The sequence below is a fragment of the Litorivicinus lipolyticus genome (genome assembly GCF_009650135.1).
Classification (GTDB): domain Bacteria; phylum Pseudomonadota; class Gammaproteobacteria; order Pseudomonadales; family Litorivicinaceae; genus Litorivicinus; species Litorivicinus lipolyticus.
This window is the reverse complement of sequence record NZ_CP045871.1, coordinates 428,495-442,187: the sequence shown is the minus strand read 5'-3', so window position 1 is coordinate 442,187 and position 13,693 is coordinate 428,495. Positions and strand designations below refer to the sequence as shown.

Below are 13,693 nucleotides of genomic sequence, written 5' to 3'. Positions count from 1 at the left end.
CGATCAGTGCAGATACCGCTAGATGGCACACCTCGGAACGCTGTTCACCGTTGGCCCCTAGGCTAGCAAAATTTTACACCCCTAACCTCGCCTCTAGGGCCAACGCGCTGTAAACTTTGCCGGTTTTTCGACCCGTACTCACTCTGGAGCGTGTATGTATCACCTTAATCTAGCCCCCGCCGACCCGATTTTGGGATTGAACGACGCCTTCAATGCCGATCCACGGAGCGACAAGATCAACCTGGGGGTCGGTGTTTACAAAGACGCCATGGGCCGCACGCCGATCATGACCGCGGTCAAAGCGGCCGAGGGCATCCTGTTGAACGACGAAACCACTAAGTCGTATTTGGGCATTACCGGCAACGCGGCCTTGCCGGCATTGGCCCAGGCTCTATTGCTGGGTAACGATCACCCCTTGTTGGGCAACCCGCGGGTTAAAACCGCACAGGCACCAGGCGGAACCGGCGCCTTGCGTGTGGCCGCTGACTTCATCGCCAAGGCCAATCCCGGCGCGACCGTGTGGGTGTCTAACCCGACCTGGGCCAACCACAACGCCATCTTTGAGGCGGCCGGGCTGACCACCGCGGTTTACCGCTACTACGATGCCAGCACTCAGTCACTGGACGAGGCCGGCCTGCTTGAGGACTTGCAGGGCGTCGCTGCCAATGACGTCGTGGTCTTGCACGGCTGCTGTCACAATCCGTCCGGCGTCGATCCGAGCGCACAAACTTGGGCCAAAATTGCCGACATCGCCGCCAACAAAGGCTGGATGCCGTTGGTTGACTTTGCCTACCAAGGGTTCGGCGCCGGCATTGATGCCGACCGTCAAGGCTTGTTGGAGCTGCTGAAAAAAGACCTGTCGTTACTGGTCGCGGCCTCGTTCTCTAAGAACTTTGGCCTCTACAACGAACGCATCGGCGCACTGACGCTGATCGACCAGGACGCCGCCACCGCGGAGGCTGCATTCAGCCACATTAAGCTGTCGATTCGGGCCAACTATTCCAACCCGCCGGCACACGGCGGCGCCATCGTCGCGACCGTGTTGGGTTCGAGTGAGCTGCGCAATCAGTGGGAAACCGAGCTGACGCAAATGCGCGAACGCATCGCCGACATGCGTACCGGGCTGACCCAAGGCCTGGCTGCACGCGGCGTCGACCGTGATTTCAGCTTTATCCAGTCACAAAACGGCATGTTTAGCTTTGCCGGCATCAGCCCTGAACAGGTTGACCGTCTGCGCAGCGAGTTTGGCGTTTACGCGGTGCGCAGCGGCCGCATCAACGTCGCCGCGATCACCCCGACCAACCTCGATCCCTTGTGCGACGCCATCGCGGCGGTGCTATGAGCCGTTACGACCTGTTTGGCCTCGGCAATGCGCTGGTGGACCACGAGTTCCACGTCACCGACGACATGTTGAGCGACCTGGGCATCGAGAAAGGCCTGACCACCTTGATCGAACCGGACCGCGCCAGCCTGGTGCTGGACACCTTGAGCGCGCGCGCCGGTGCCGCCTCCAAAGCCTGTGGTGGCAGTGGTGCCAATAGCGTAATCGCGGCCGCCTGCATGGGGTCCAGCGCGTACTACACCTGCCAGTTAGGCGACGACGACAACGGCCATTTTTACGTCAACGACATGCTTGACGCAGGCGTCGACACGCACGCAAGTGATCACATGGTCGAGGGCGTCACCGGCCGCTGTTTCGTAATGGTGACACCGGATGCGGAGCGCACCATGAACACTTCGCTGGGGGTTACCGGCGACCTTAAATCCGACAGCCTAAACACGGACATCATCGCCAACAGCCGCGCGATCTACCTCGAGGGCTACCTGATCACCTCGCCGGTCAGCCGCGCCACCGCGGTTCAGGCCAAGCAGATTGCCCGTGAAAACGGCGTCATGGTGATTGGGACCTTTTCTGATCCGGGCCTGACTCAGTACTTTAAGCCGCAACTGGAAGAACTGTTCCACGGCGGCGTCGACCTGTTGTTTTGTAACGAAGAAGAGCTGGCGATTTTTACCGGCGAATCGGACTTGGACAAAGGCATCGCCGCGATCCGCGAATGGACCCAAGATTTAGTGGTGACCTTGGGCGAACGCGGTGCCTTGGTGATGCACGGTGGCACACGCACAGAAATTGCCGGCAAACCGGCTAACGCGATCGACACCAACGGTGCCGGTGACGCCTTTGCCGGCGCCTTTGTACACGGGCTACTAAGCGACTGGAGCCATCAACGCAGCGCCAGCTTTGCCTGTGCCGTGGCCGCCGAAGTGGTCGAAACCTTTGGCCCGCGCCTGACCCCAGCGCGCTACGCAGAGCTGCGCGCGCAATACGCCTAGTCCGGCCACCGCACCTGCGCTGCAACGGCGTCGGGTGCGGGGTTATCGGACCACTCCACCACCCCCAACAGCGGCGCTCTGATGCGCGCTTTTAAGGCCGCCAGGTTATCGGCATAGGCCAGCTGGCCGGGGTCGACCCGATTGGCCACCCAACCCGCCAAGCACAGGCCATCGGCGGCGATCGCCTCGACCGTCAACAGCGCATGATTGATACAGCCCAGGCGCATGCCGACCACCAAAATAACCGGCCACCCAAGGTGTTTAGCGATGCTGTCAAAGCCCTCGCCGGCATTGATCGGGACGCGCCAGCCGCCGGCCCCTTCGACGATCACGGCCTGATAGTCAGCGGCCTGGTCGCGCGCCCAATTCGCCAGAGCCAGTGCCTCTAATGTGATGCCGGCATCCGCCGCCGCCACATGGGGCGCAATCGGCGGCGCCAATAGCACCGGATTAATCGCCGCCAGCGGGCCTCGGTAACCAGCACCCTGGGCCAGGCGCAAGGCATCGTCGGAATAATCGCCGTCGGGACCGGATTCGGCGCCGGCGGCCACCGGCTTTAACCCAATACAACTGAGCCCGTCCAAACGCGCCCGTGCGAGCAGCCCGGCACTGACCACGGTCTTGCCGACGTCGGTGTCGGTTCCGGTTAGAAAACACTTCATTTATGCCACTCGATCCACAGCAGGTGGTAACTCAGCTGGCAACCAACCTGGGCCAGCAACGCACGGTATTGGGATGGCGTCACCGATTGCTCGCTGGCGGCGACCGCACCGACACCGCGCACCGAACGCAGCGCATCCGCGGCGCTGGCAAAGTCCAGGTGCCGAGTTTGCTGGCGCATCCGGGCCCCGGCAAACTGGGCCTGCCAAAACGCAAAGTCGGGCAAGTTCGCCACCGGCGCCAAACCCGCAGCCACACGCGCCGCGGCTAATTCCGGGACCGATCCGGACAGCACCACACAAGCGCGCAGCACGCCGCCGGGGCGCAGCACCCGAATCAGGTCGCTGGGATCGCAAATCCACTGCAGCGCCATGTTCGATACCGCGTAGTCAAAGCTGTCGTCGGCAAACGGCAGCTGGCGGGCATCGCACACCACCCGCGGGCCCGAAGCGTGCGCCAGCATGGCACCGGACAGGTCGACTTGGATCAGCCCCGGTAGCGGGCGCGCGCGGGCGACAAAACCGGTGCCGGCGCCGACGTCCAGACCCAGCCCAGCGGGTTCAAAATCGGCCACCAACTCAGCCGCACAGGCGCGCTGAAACCCGGCCAAACCGGAGTACTGGTCCGCACGCCGTTCAAAGTGCATCAATGAAGGCCTCAATCGCGTTAGTGGTGTCACCTCGATTTTGCCAGGCAAAGCCATGGCCACCGTCAATCGCGTGCTGATCGGTATCACTAAACAGCACATCATCGCGGCCGACCAGGTGCAGCTGCGCCACCGGCGACTGCGCCCAGGACCCCGCGCAATCGCTGGCGGCCAGTCGCGCCAACCCTTGGTCGAGCTGCACGGTGTCGGCACGCTTGCCGTCAAAGGGTTCGCCGACAATCCACGGATGAAAACGCGCCAGCGCGGCGCCCGGATCGCGCTGAACCGAGCGCTGCAAGCGGTGGAAAAAGCGCGGGTCGACCTGAGCGCCAAAGTGGCCCGGCGTGGCCAGGGTCACCAGGCCGCACACCAGCGGATGATCCAGGGCCTCCGTGGCGACCACACCGCCCAGGCTCCAGCCGATCAGCACGGTCGGCTCGGTCAGTTCGAGCGTTTGGTACCACGGCTGGGCCGCGCCCAGATGCGCCAGCACGGCACTGTCAAACCCCCAGCCGCCAATTACCCGGGTATGCATGTCACTAAGCCATCACACAGCTGGTCCAGTTGGGATTGGGTGTGTGCCGCGCTGAGTGCGATGCGCAGCCGCGCGGTCCCCGCCGGCACAGTCGGCGGTCGAATTGCGCTGACCCAAAGTCCGGCCGATTTCAGACGTTCGCTGGCGGCCAAGGCGCGCTCATTGCTGCCCAGCAACCACGGCTGTATCGCGCTGTCACTGGTCATCAAGTCGACCCCTCGCGCGATCGCCTGGGCGCGAAAATAGTCAATATTCGAGCGCAACTTGGCCTGGTGATGGGGCTGTGTCCGCAATCGGCGAATGTTCTCGGCCGCGGCATACGCCAGCGCCGGCGACATCGCCGTGGTGTAAGTGTAGGGCTTGGAAAACTGGCGAATCGCGTCCACCAGCCAGCCGGCGCCCGCAATAAAAGCACCGCCACACCCCAGCGCCTTGCCCAAGGTGCCCATGATCAAGTCCGGATTACAGCCGTGAGTGCTGCCGCGCCCTTGATCGCCGAGCACGCCAAGGCCATGGGCGTCGTCAATCAAACACAAGGCACCGGCGGCGCCGGCGGCATCGACATAGGCCTGAACCGGCGCAACATCTCCGTCCATTGAAAAAACGCCGTCGCTAACAACCCATTGGCGGCGATCATGGCCGCGCGCCAAGCGCCGGCGTAACTGGTCGACATCAGCGTGGCCAAACCGTCGTGATTGACCGGCTAAGGTGCCGGCCTGCAGCAGCGAGGCGTGATTAAGGCGGTCTTGATGAATCAGTGTGTCGGCATCGGCCAGCGCACTAATGACGCCCAAATTCGCCAAGTACCCGGTGCAAAAAAGTGCCACCGCCTCGACCCCTAGCCAGTCGGCGACGGCGGTCTCTAAGTCGTCGTGGGCGCCGCTGTGGCCCACCACCCAGTGCGAGGCGCCGCTGCCGACGCCGTAACGGTCGGCCCCACGCTTCAGGGCCTGGATGGTGAATTCGTCGCTGGCCCAACCTAAATAGTCATTGGAGGAAAAATTCAGGACCGAATGGCCATTGATCTGGGTATCCACCCGCTGCGGGGTCGCCAACCGGGTGTGGGAGCGCAATAAGGACTGCTGTTGGGCCTGGGCCATGCGCAGCCCCAGGTGTTCAGCCCAGCTCATACTCGCGCAGCGGTCGCATCGGTTGCCAACGCGTCGACCTGCTGTTCCCACTGGGTGCGCTGGCGCGGCGCCCAGGTCTTGACCGGATCACCCTGCTGGGTGGTGTTAATGCCCATGCGTTTGAACAGGGCCTGATCACGCTGGGTTTCGGGGTTGGGCGTGGTCAGCAAGGTTTCACCGTAAAACAGGCTATTGGCGCCCGCCATAAAGCACAGCGCCTGCATTTCATCGCTCATGATTTCGCGCCCAGCGGACAAACGGACCACGGATTTGGGCATCAACACCCGGGCGGTCGCCACCGTGCGAACGAAATCCAAGGGGTCCAGGTCTTGCGCGTTTTCCAGCGGCGTGCCGGCGACCCGAACCAACTGGTTGATCGGAACGCTGTCCGGATGTTGCGGCAAGTTGGCCAGCGATTGCAGCAAACCGTAACGGTCATCGGCCGACTCGTCCATGCCCAAAATGCCGCCCGAACAGACCTTCATGCCGGCGTCGCGAACCCGTGACAGGGTGTCCAAGCGGTCGTCAAATGTGCGCGTGGTAATAATGTTGCCGTAGTGCTCAGGCGAGGTGTCCAAGTTGTGGTTGTAATAGTCCAACCCAGCGCTAGCCAAAGTGTCGGCCTGTTGCTCGTCCAGCATCCCCAGGGTCATGCAGGTTTCCAGCCCCAGCGCTTTGACCTCTGTAATCATCGCGGTGATCACCGGCATGGCTTTGGCCGGCGGTTCACGCCACGCCGCCCCCATGCAAAACCGGGTCGCGCCGGTGGCCTTGGCCGCGCGCGCTTGCTCGACCACCGCGCTGATCGCGGCGAGTTTTTCCTTGTCCAAACCGGTGTCATAGACGCCGGCCTGCGGGCAATACGCGCAGTCTTCCGGGCAGGCGCCGGTTTTAATCGACATCAGGGTCGACACCTGGACCTGGTTGGCGTGGTGGTGTTCGCGGTGAACCGTTTGAGCCTGCATCAGCAGATCCATCAAAGGCTGATTAAAAATGGCGGCGATGTCGTCGCGCGTCCAGTCGTTGCGAATTTCGGCTGTGCTCATACGGTTCTCCCTAGCGTCGAGGCAGTCTAGCGCCGCCGGCGGCGGCGTCAATTCAAAATGTGACGCGAGCTTTACCCGCGTGCATTATTTGAACAATCCCAGGCGTTTTTTCTGACATCGTGGTCAGTCGCAGCGGACAAGCCTGTCCCTGCGCTTGCGCCGGAGCGGTCAGCCGCGCATAACCGAGCCATGCGATTAACCGGTCAATGCCCTCTGTGCCTTGGGCCCACTCGGCACCAGCCCCTGTGCTGCCATTGCCGGCGCCACATCCGCGCGCATGCGCAGCCGCCAGACACACTCGACACCAGCATCCCATTGGGCGTCCGGGTGTTTTCGCTGGGTCCCTTTGCCGGCGCCCTGCGGCGCATCGTGTTAGCCGTCAAGCACGGGCGTGACCAACGTTTAAACGATTGGTGCGGACAGCAACTGGCAATCCAGTCGCGCCACCTCATGCGCCCCGATGCCCTGACCTACATCCCCAGCCAACGCCTTAGCCGACTGCGCCGCGGTGGCGATACCGCAGCCGGTCTGGCCATCGCGATCGGTCGCGGACGCGGTATTGCGGTAGTGCCAACCTTACAGCCACCCTGGCGGATCCACAGCCGCACTCGGCACCACGGCCAACGCCAAGCCGCCAAGGGGTTTCGCTACCAGCCACAGCCACTCGGACGACTGTGGCTGGTCGATGACCTGATGGCCAGCGGGCACAGCCTGCGCCAAGCCCACGATCAGCTTAGCGCCGAGGGCCATATCATCGAGGCCTGGTTAGTGATCGCACGGGCCTGAACCAATGTCCCTGCAAAGTTGCCAAACTGATCTAGGCTTAACGCATCGGACTCTATTTTGGACAAGACACATGCGGTTCAGTCGTACACAAAAAACACCTGAAACAACCTCAATCAGCCAGTTCCAGGACCGTGTCAGTGCCCAGCAACTGCGCGCATTCGAGGTGTTTGACCAGATGGCGCTGGACGATCTGGCGATGATTGCGCCGCACTTTGAAATCGAACGCATGCGACCGGGCTCGATCCTGTTTGACCTGGGCGCTAACGACAACCGCGATTATCTGTTGCTTGACGGCCAGATCGACCTGGTCGCTGATGACGGCAAGCGCACCGAAATCCCAGCCGGTTCGCCGCGCGCAGCCAAAGCCATTGCGCGCTTGCGACCACGCAAGTTTAAAGCCGAGGTGGTCCTGCCCAGCGCAATTTTGAGTATCGACCGGGCCGCGCTCAAACGCCTGCTGGACCAGGTCCAGGTCAGCGACGAAATTCGTGTGTTTGACGTAAACGACCCGCACCTGTCGGCCTACCCATTTTACCTGAGCATGACCGCGGACTTGTCGGCCCGGGCCCTGCGCTGGTTTATGCCGAACGCAATGGGCGCCAACTTCAAACGCACCGTTGCCGCCGCCAACGAAGCTGCGCTACCCGGTGTGCTGCTGACGGAGCCGCTGATTGCCGCGCGGATTTTTCGCTGCGCCCAGTTAATCGACCCCCCAGTCGAACCGAGCGGTGAATTGCGTGCTGCCCTGCAATCGCTGGATCCGGCAACCTTGCGCGATATCGTCGAAGTGCAGGCTGTGCAGGATTTCATGAACCCCGCGATTGCCGAGCTGTGGAAGGAGCGCTACCAGCACTCGGCGTTGGTGGCGGCGCTGGCGCGAACACTGGCCGAACGCGCGCACGTAACGGCGCCGGCGGATCTGGCGACGCGGGTCATGTGGACCGGGGTCGGCGAGCTGATCATGCTGTGCTACCTAGACGCCGACACCGAGCTGGGGCGGGACATCGACGCCGCCCGTGCGGCGCTGGCCGAATGCCACGCCGAAGCCAATTTGCTAATGATTCGTGAATGGGGACTGGGAACCCAGACCCAGCGCCTGGCGCAGCTTCGAGGCGGGCACCCCTTGCCCGAGGACGCCACCGTTGAGGAGCAGGTGATGCAGCTAGCGTGCCTGCACGCCCAAGCCTGTGATCCGACCCAGCCACCCCAGCCCTGGCTAGACAGCCCGGCCTTTGAGGTGCTCGGCCAAAGCCTGTCGCTAAGCCCCGAATTTAGCCTCGACCTGATCGATAGCGCGCGCTCGCGCGCCGCCGTCGCCTACTAAGGCAGGCTGTGGGCAATCGCACCCTCGATCTCGGGGTGGGCGAATTCAAAACCCGCGGCGCAGGCCGCCTTGGGTTCGACAAAATGGCCGCTAAGCAGCAACTCGTCGGCCATTTGTCCAAACGCCAGCTTCATCGCAAAACCCGGTGTCGGCATCAGCGCCGGACGCCCTAGCACGCGGCCCAAGGCTTGGGCCATGGCTTTTTGGGTGACGGCACCGGGCGCCACACCATTGAACACACCGACGCGGTCCGAGGCCGACAACCAATTAAACAGCGCCACTAAATCATCGCGCTGGATCCAGCTAAAGCCTTGAATGCCCGAGCCCAATGGCCCGCCCAGACCGACCTTGAAAAGCGGCAACATCCGCGCCAAAAAGCCACCCGGCCCCAGCACCACCCCGATACGTACAATCGCGGTCGGACAATCCAAACCGGCCAGACTGGCCTCCCATTGCTGACACAGCTCGCTGGCAAACCCGGTCCCTGGCGGCGACTGTTCATCCAGTGGATCGGCACCTGTTGGGTACCAACCAATCGCCGAGGCGCTGATAACGTGCTCGATCGGGTGCGCGGCCAGGGCCTGAATCCAATCCCGCGTCAACTCGACCCGACTGGCCAGCAGCTGGTCGCGACGGCGCTGGGTCCAGCGTGCATCGGCAATGCCCTCACCGGCCAGATTCATGACCCGCTGGACCGGCGTTTTAATTTGCGCCCAGTGGGACACCCATGTCACATTTTGATCCAGCGCCGCACGGGCATCCCCCGTCCGACGCGTCAAGGCGGTAATTTGATCGCCTGCGGCCAGACGCGACTGAATAAACGCGCGACCGACAAATCCACTGCCACCGGTGACTAACCAATGCTTCGACATCTGCGTGCTTCCTTAATTTACCTTTCCCTATGGGTGGGGGCGCCGCCGGCATTTGCCAGTGACGCGCTGATCCAGCAGCGACAAACATTCGCACAGGCCTGGCAGGCACTGGAACGCGACCAGCCTTGGGAGGCCTTGGCCTCATCAATTCAAGAGTACCGGCTGTACCCGGAACTGGAAATCGAGGCCGCCCGGCGCCACGACACCGTTCCAGCACTGGCTCAGGCCGAGGCATTTTTGGCCGGTGTTAGCCAGCATCACAGCCAGCAGCGGCTGCGTGCGCACTGGGTCGAACGCGCCGTTGCCAGCCAACGCTGGACCGATGCCATCGCTCTGGCGCCGCGCAGTGCCGACGTCGCGACCCAGTGCCGGTTGGAACAGGCCCGCCTGGCACTGGGCCGTGGCAGCCAATCCAAAGCGCTGGCGCTGTACCGCCACCCGCGCAGCCGCCCGGTCGCCTGCGACGACCTGTTCGACGCCATGCGAGAGCGCGGCTGGATCAGTGCCTGGGTGATGCGTCAGCGCCTGGATTTGGCCTTGGACGCCGGTCAAATTGGCCTCGCGCGGTCGCTAGCTGCGGAGCTCGGCCCGCTCAACCAAACGCGTGTCGAGAACTGGCATCGAGCGCGCACACAGCCCGACGACTACCTACGAGCAGGTGGTGAGTTTATGACGGTCGCCGCACAGGCCTTGGCCAAGCGTGACCCCGATGCGCTGGAGGCCATCTGGCCACGTCTGTCGCTGGATCCAAAGGTGACTACCGAAGTCAAAGAGTTACAAGCCCTGCACGCTATCTTGGACGGTAGCGACCGTGCCGAAGGCTATTTACAGGCCCTTAACCGGCCCTACCAAACCGCCGGGCTGGACGAGTGGTCCGTGCGCTACTACCTGACCCGCAATCAGCCGGCACAGGTACTGCGCGAAATTGATCGCTTGCCAAGCGCGCGGCAAGCCTCACCGCGCTGGCAGTATTGGCGCGGATGGGCGCTGCAGCAGAGCGGCCAGGAAACGCCCGCTCTAGAGCACTACCGTGCGGCGGCGCGGTCCAACAGCTACTACGGTTTTTTGGCCGCCGACGCCCTTGGACTGTCCTACGCACACCCCACCAGCCCGATCAAACCGCGCGCCAATCGCAGCCTAACGGTCGGTCAGCAGATCGCGCGCGAGCTGTGGCTCGCAGGCTTGGTCGGCCGGGCACGCCTGCAATGGCGGGCGGACTGGCGCGCCCTCAACCGCGACCAGCGCAGCGATGCGACTGAATTGGCGCGCCGCTGGGGCTGGGACAGTGAGGTCATTCGCGGCGCGGTCAACACCGGGCTGCGCGGACTGACTTACACCCACCCGGCCAGTCTTGGCGGACTGATTAACGAGCATGCGGTCCCCGGCGGCGTCGACACCGCTTGGGCACTGGCCTTAACCCGCTCCGAAAGCCTATTTCAGAGCGATGTTCAAAGCGGCGCCGGTGCCCTTGGGCTGATGCAAATCATGCCGACCACCGGGCGCAACCTGGCGCGCCAGCTCAAAACCCAGTGGCGCGGCAGCGCAATGTTGCTGGAACCGGCGGTCAATGTGCAGTTCGGCGTCCACTACCTAAACGCGCTACTGGAGCGCTTTGCCGGGAATCAGCTGATGACCACTGCCGCCTACAACGCCGGCCCGAACGCGGTTGAGCGCTGGCGCCCCAGCGGCGGGTCGATCGACGGCGCGCGCTGGGCCGAAACCATTCCCTACAAGGAAACCCGCGGTTATGTTCAAAAAGTCATGCACGCCGCGGTTTTGTACGACTACCGACTAAGTGGCCGAAGCGCCCGTCTTTCCGATAGGATGCAACCCGTTTTCGCTGCAACGAGCCCCTAGACATGGATTTCGAAACACTGCACCGCGTGGTATTTGTCACCGGCATTATCGTGCTTATTGGCGCGCTGGTGATGAATGCCGCGCGCACACGCAACTGGGTTGGACTGATTAAGTTCTGGCAGCCGCGCGTGGACATGAGCCCGACCGAGTTTAAAGTCCACCGCTCAGGTGTTGCGCTAATGATTGCCGGGGTCGTGCTTAGCTTGCTGAGCCAGCTGCTGTAATCCACTCTAGCTGGCTGAACTTTGGCAAATTGGGCGGCATCGCGACGTCACTGACAACCATGCTCATGTCTGCCAATGACGCCACGCGGGTCATCGCTGTGCGTTCAAACTTGACCCCCTCGGCGACCAAAATTCGGCAGCGCGCATTGCGAATCAAGCCTTGGGCGACGCGCGCTTCACGGTAATCGTGTTCCAGTAACACGCCGTCAGCGTCCACTGCACTGATCCCCAGCACGGCAAAATCCAACCGAAACTGATCAATGAAATCCCGGGTCGCTTCGCCAACCACGCCGCCGTCTTCGCTGCGCACTTCACCACCGGCAATGACCACGCGTGCGTCCGAGCGCGACGAAAGAATCGCCGCCACATGAATGTTATTGGTCACCACCTGCAAACCTTGGTGCCCAATCAGCGCTTCGGCCACCGCCTCGTTGGTGGTGCCAATGTTGATAAACAACGACGCACTGTCCGGGATGCGCTCGGCCACCGCCTTGGCAATCGCCCGTTTGGCCGCACGCCCGCTCTGCTTGCGCCGGATGTACTCGCTCGACTCACTCTCGCCCAGCGGAATCGCGCCGCCACGTACCCGCTCCAACCAGCCAGCCTCGGCCAAGCGCCCCAGATCGCGCCGAGCAGTTTGCAAGGTCACCTCAAATTCCTGGGCAATGCCCTCGACCGAGACAAAACCGAGTTCCCGGGCCTGGGCCAAAATAGCGCGTTCGCGTGGCTGTAAATTCATACGGCAAGTTTAGCCGACTGAGCGGTCAAACACTTTCTTTTATGTTCGCTTTGAATATACTCCAAGCATATTCGAACTTTAGCGAACTTCATGATGATTGATCTTTTGGTCATAGGTGGTGGCATTAACGGGGTTGGCATTGCCAACGACGCGGCCGGTCGCGGCCTATCGGTGACCTTGGTCGAGCAAGGTGACTTGGCTCAGGCGACCAGCTCCAACAGCTCCAAGCTCATTCACGGCGGCCTTCGCTACCTCGAACACTACGAGTTTCGGCTGGTCCACGAGGCCCTCAAAGAGCGCGAGGTATTGCTTGCCAAAGCCGGGCACATTGCCTGGCCGTTGCGCTTTCGGTTGCCGCACCAGCGAAACGGCCGTCCGGCCTGGCTGGTCCGCATCGGCCTGTTCTTATATGACCATTTGGGCAAGCGCGTCAGCTTACCCAGCACCCGCAGTTGGAAAAGCCATGACGACCTGTTACTGGCGCACGCGCGCAGCGGCTTTGAGTACTCAGATTTGTGGGTCGACGACGCCCGCCTGGTGACGCTGAATGCGATCCAGGCCGCGGATCACGGCGCGCATATCCGTACCCGCACTCGATTTGTTGAAGCGCGCGCAAACGACGACGGCTGGGTGGTCAGTATCAGCGGGCCGAACGGCGACGAAACACTGCATGCACGGGCCGTGGTCAATGCCGCCGGACCCTGGGTTGACCAGGTCTTTCGTGGTCTGGATGGCCAGTCGCCACACCCCGCAAGGCTAGTCAAAGGCAGCCACATCGTGGTGCCAAAGCTATACGACGACGAGCGCGCCTACATTTTACCCAACGACGACGGCCGCGTGGTGTTCGTGCTGCCGTGGCTGGATGACTTTAGCCTGATCGGCACCACCGACATCGAAATCCACGGTGACCCCGGCGCCGCCCGTTGCTCGGACGACGAGCGCGATTACCTGTTGGCCGCGGGGGCACGCTTTTTCACCAATGCCCCCAGCGCCGACGACGTGGTCTGGGACTATGCCGGGGTGCGACCGCTGATGGACGACGGCGACGGCAGTGCGCAAAAGGTCACCCGCGACTACCGGCTGATTTTGGATCGCAGCCGCGCGCCGCTGTTGAGCGTGCACGGGGGCAAGCTGACCACCTACCGAACCTTGGCTGAAAAGGCGGTGGATAAGTTAGCCGAGGTATTTCCGGCGATGGGTCCGCAGTGGACGCAAACCGCCACACTGCCCGGCGCCGAAGGGCTCGATGTCGACGCCTTACAGGCTGAACTGATGACGCTGGGGCTGGACGCACGCTTAGCACGCCGTCTGGTTCGGGGCTACGGCACCATCGCCCGGGACATCGTCGGCACCGGCATCGACAGCATGGGTGAACATTTCGGCGCCGGGCTATATGAAGCCGAAGTCCGCCATATGTGCCACCAAGAGTGGGCGCGGTCCTTGGACGATGTGCTGTACCGCCGCTCGAAAATGGGCTTGTTCTTGAGCGAGTCCGAGCGCCAACGAGTGGCCCAATGGCTGGCCGCCGAGGTCGGCTAGG

General features: G+C 62.7%; 14 protein-coding genes. 7 read left to right on the top strand and 7 right to left on the bottom strand.

Annotated features, from left to right (window positions below):
- Positions 1–154 precede the first annotated feature (154 nt).
- Both GH975_RS02230 and GH975_RS02225 read left to right on the top strand, forming a co-directional pair.
- On the top strand, positions 155–1,342 hold the full coding sequence (locus tag GH975_RS02230; RefSeq protein WP_153712951.1) for an amino acid aminotransferase: 1,188 nt from the start codon (positions 155–157) through the stop codon (positions 1,340–1,342).
- Positions 1,339–2,334, top strand: coding sequence for an adenosine kinase (locus tag GH975_RS02225; protein WP_153712950.1), 996 nt, complete (start codon positions 1,339–1,341; stop codon positions 2,332–2,334). The genes GH975_RS02230 and GH975_RS02225 overlap by 4 nt, the downstream gene beginning before the upstream one ends.
- Here the strand turns inward: GH975_RS02225 and bioD are convergent.
- From bioD to bioB, 5 genes are read right to left on the bottom strand one after another with little or no spacing between them, the layout of a single operon-like run.
- Entirely contained in the window at positions 2,331–2,996 is a 666-nt protein-coding gene (gene bioD, locus GH975_RS02220; protein ID WP_153712949.1) for a dethiobiotin synthase, read from the bottom strand. The genes GH975_RS02225 and bioD overlap by 4 nt on opposite strands.
- Positions 2,993–3,640 carry a methyltransferase domain-containing protein gene (locus GH975_RS02215; RefSeq protein WP_170272516.1) on the bottom strand — a complete coding sequence of 216 codons (648 nt, stop codon included), beginning with the start codon at positions 3,638–3,640 and terminating at the stop codon, positions 2,993–2,995. The genes bioD and GH975_RS02215 overlap by 4 nt, the downstream gene beginning before the upstream one ends.
- Entirely contained in the window at positions 3,630–4,175 is a 546-nt protein-coding gene (locus tag GH975_RS02210) for an alpha/beta fold hydrolase (RefSeq protein ID WP_153712947.1), read from the bottom strand. Before GH975_RS02210 ends, GH975_RS02215 begins: the two co-directional genes overlap by 11 nt.
- Positions 4,160–5,305 carry an aminotransferase class I/II-fold pyridoxal phosphate-dependent enzyme gene (locus GH975_RS02205; RefSeq protein ID WP_153712946.1) on the bottom strand — a complete coding sequence of 382 codons (1,146 nt, stop codon included), beginning with the start codon at positions 5,303–5,305 and terminating at the stop codon, positions 4,160–4,162. Before GH975_RS02205 ends, GH975_RS02210 begins: the two co-directional genes overlap by 16 nt.
- Entirely contained in the window at positions 5,302–6,351 is a 1,050-nt protein-coding gene (gene bioB, locus GH975_RS02200) for a biotin synthase BioB (protein ID WP_153712945.1), read from the bottom strand. Before bioB ends, GH975_RS02205 begins: the two co-directional genes overlap by 4 nt.
- Positions 6,352–6,678: 327 nt before the next feature.
- Here bioB and GH975_RS02195 point away from each other — a divergent pair, with 327 nt between their 5' ends.
- Positions 6,679–7,137 carry a ComF family protein gene (locus GH975_RS02195; protein ID WP_170272515.1) on the top strand — a complete coding sequence of 153 codons (459 nt, stop codon included), beginning with the start codon at positions 6,679–6,681 and terminating at the stop codon, positions 7,135–7,137.
- Between the two features lie 70 nt (positions 7,138–7,207).
- Positions 7,208–8,461 carry an HDOD domain-containing protein gene (locus GH975_RS02190; protein ID WP_170272514.1) on the top strand — a complete coding sequence of 418 codons (1,254 nt, stop codon included), beginning with the start codon at positions 7,208–7,210 and terminating at the stop codon, positions 8,459–8,461.
- On the opposite strand, the gene GH975_RS02185 is transcribed toward GH975_RS02190, so the two are convergent.
- On the bottom strand, positions 8,458–9,333 hold the full coding sequence (locus GH975_RS02185) for a TIGR01777 family oxidoreductase (protein WP_153712942.1): 876 nt from the start codon (positions 9,331–9,333) through the stop codon (positions 8,458–8,460). The two genes, GH975_RS02190 and GH975_RS02185, sit on opposite strands and share 4 nt — an antisense overlap.
- On the opposite strand from GH975_RS02185, the gene GH975_RS02180 reads away from it, so the two are divergent.
- Together GH975_RS02180 and GH975_RS02175 are read left to right on the top strand one after the other, a co-directional pair.
- Complete coding sequence (locus GH975_RS02180) at positions 9,322–11,190, top strand: lytic transglycosylase domain-containing protein (protein ID WP_153712941.1); 1,869 nt, start codon at positions 9,322–9,324, stop codon at positions 11,188–11,190. The two genes, GH975_RS02185 and GH975_RS02180, sit on opposite strands and share 12 nt — an antisense overlap.
- A 2-nt stretch (positions 11,191–11,192) precedes the next feature.
- Positions 11,193–11,414, top strand: coding sequence for a hypothetical protein (locus tag GH975_RS02175; RefSeq protein ID WP_153712940.1), 222 nt, complete (start codon positions 11,193–11,195; stop codon positions 11,412–11,414).
- Here the strand turns inward: GH975_RS02175 and GH975_RS02170 are convergent.
- A complete protein-coding gene (locus GH975_RS02170; RefSeq protein WP_153712939.1) occupies positions 11,389–12,153 on the bottom strand; it encodes a DeoR family transcriptional regulator in 765 nt (254 codons plus the stop codon). The genes GH975_RS02175 and GH975_RS02170 overlap by 26 nt on opposite strands.
- Before the next feature lie 93 nt (positions 12,154–12,246).
- Between GH975_RS02170 and glpD the strand changes: the two genes are divergently transcribed.
- The gene (glpD, locus tag GH975_RS02165) at positions 12,247–13,692 is read left to right on the top strand and encodes a glycerol-3-phosphate dehydrogenase (protein ID WP_246164747.1); all 1,446 of its coding nucleotides are present in this window, start codon (positions 12,247–12,249) and stop codon (positions 13,690–13,692) included.
- Position 13,693 lies beyond the last annotated feature (1 nt).

Excerpts from the sequence above, each read along its gene's own strand:
- GH975_RS02230 (WP_153712951.1), top strand. The coding sequence starts at position 155 with ATGTATCACCTTAATCTAGCCCCCGCCGACCCGATTTTGGGATTGAAC.
- GH975_RS02225 (WP_153712950.1), top strand. The coding sequence starts at position 1,339 with ATGAGCCGTTACGACCTGTTTGGCCTCGGCAATGCGCTGGTGGACCAC.
- bioD (WP_153712949.1), bottom strand. The coding sequence starts at position 2,996 with ATGAAGTGTTTTCTAACCGGAACCGACACCGACGTCGGCAAGACCGTG.
- GH975_RS02215 (WP_170272516.1), bottom strand. The coding sequence starts at position 3,640 with ATGCACTTTGAACGGCGTGCGGACCAGTACTCCGGTTTGGCCGGGTTT.
- GH975_RS02210 (WP_153712947.1), bottom strand. The coding sequence starts at position 4,175 with ATGCATACCCGGGTAATTGGCGGCTGGGGGTTTGACAGTGCCGTGCTG.
- GH975_RS02205 (WP_153712946.1), bottom strand. The coding sequence starts at position 5,305 with ATGAGCTGGGCTGAACACCTGGGGCTGCGCATGGCCCAGGCCCAACAG.
- bioB (WP_153712945.1), bottom strand. The coding sequence starts at position 6,351 with ATGAGCACAGCCGAAATTCGCAACGACTGGACGCGCGACGACATCGCC.
- GH975_RS02190 (WP_170272514.1), top strand. The coding sequence starts at position 7,208 with ATGCGGTTCAGTCGTACACAAAAAACACCTGAAACAACCTCAATCAGC.
- GH975_RS02180 (WP_153712941.1), top strand. The coding sequence starts at position 9,322 with ATGCTTCGACATCTGCGTGCTTCCTTAATTTACCTTTCCCTATGGGTG.
- GH975_RS02185 (WP_153712942.1), bottom strand. The coding sequence starts at position 9,333 with ATGTCGAAGCATTGGTTAGTCACCGGTGGCAGTGGATTTGTCGGTCGC.
- GH975_RS02175 (WP_153712940.1), top strand. The coding sequence starts at position 11,193 with ATGGATTTCGAAACACTGCACCGCGTGGTATTTGTCACCGGCATTATC.
- GH975_RS02170 (WP_153712939.1), bottom strand. The coding sequence starts at position 12,153 with ATGAATTTACAGCCACGCGAACGCGCTATTTTGGCCCAGGCCCGGGAA.
- glpD (WP_246164747.1), top strand. The coding sequence starts at position 12,247 with ATGATTGATCTTTTGGTCATAGGTGGTGGCATTAACGGGGTTGGCATT.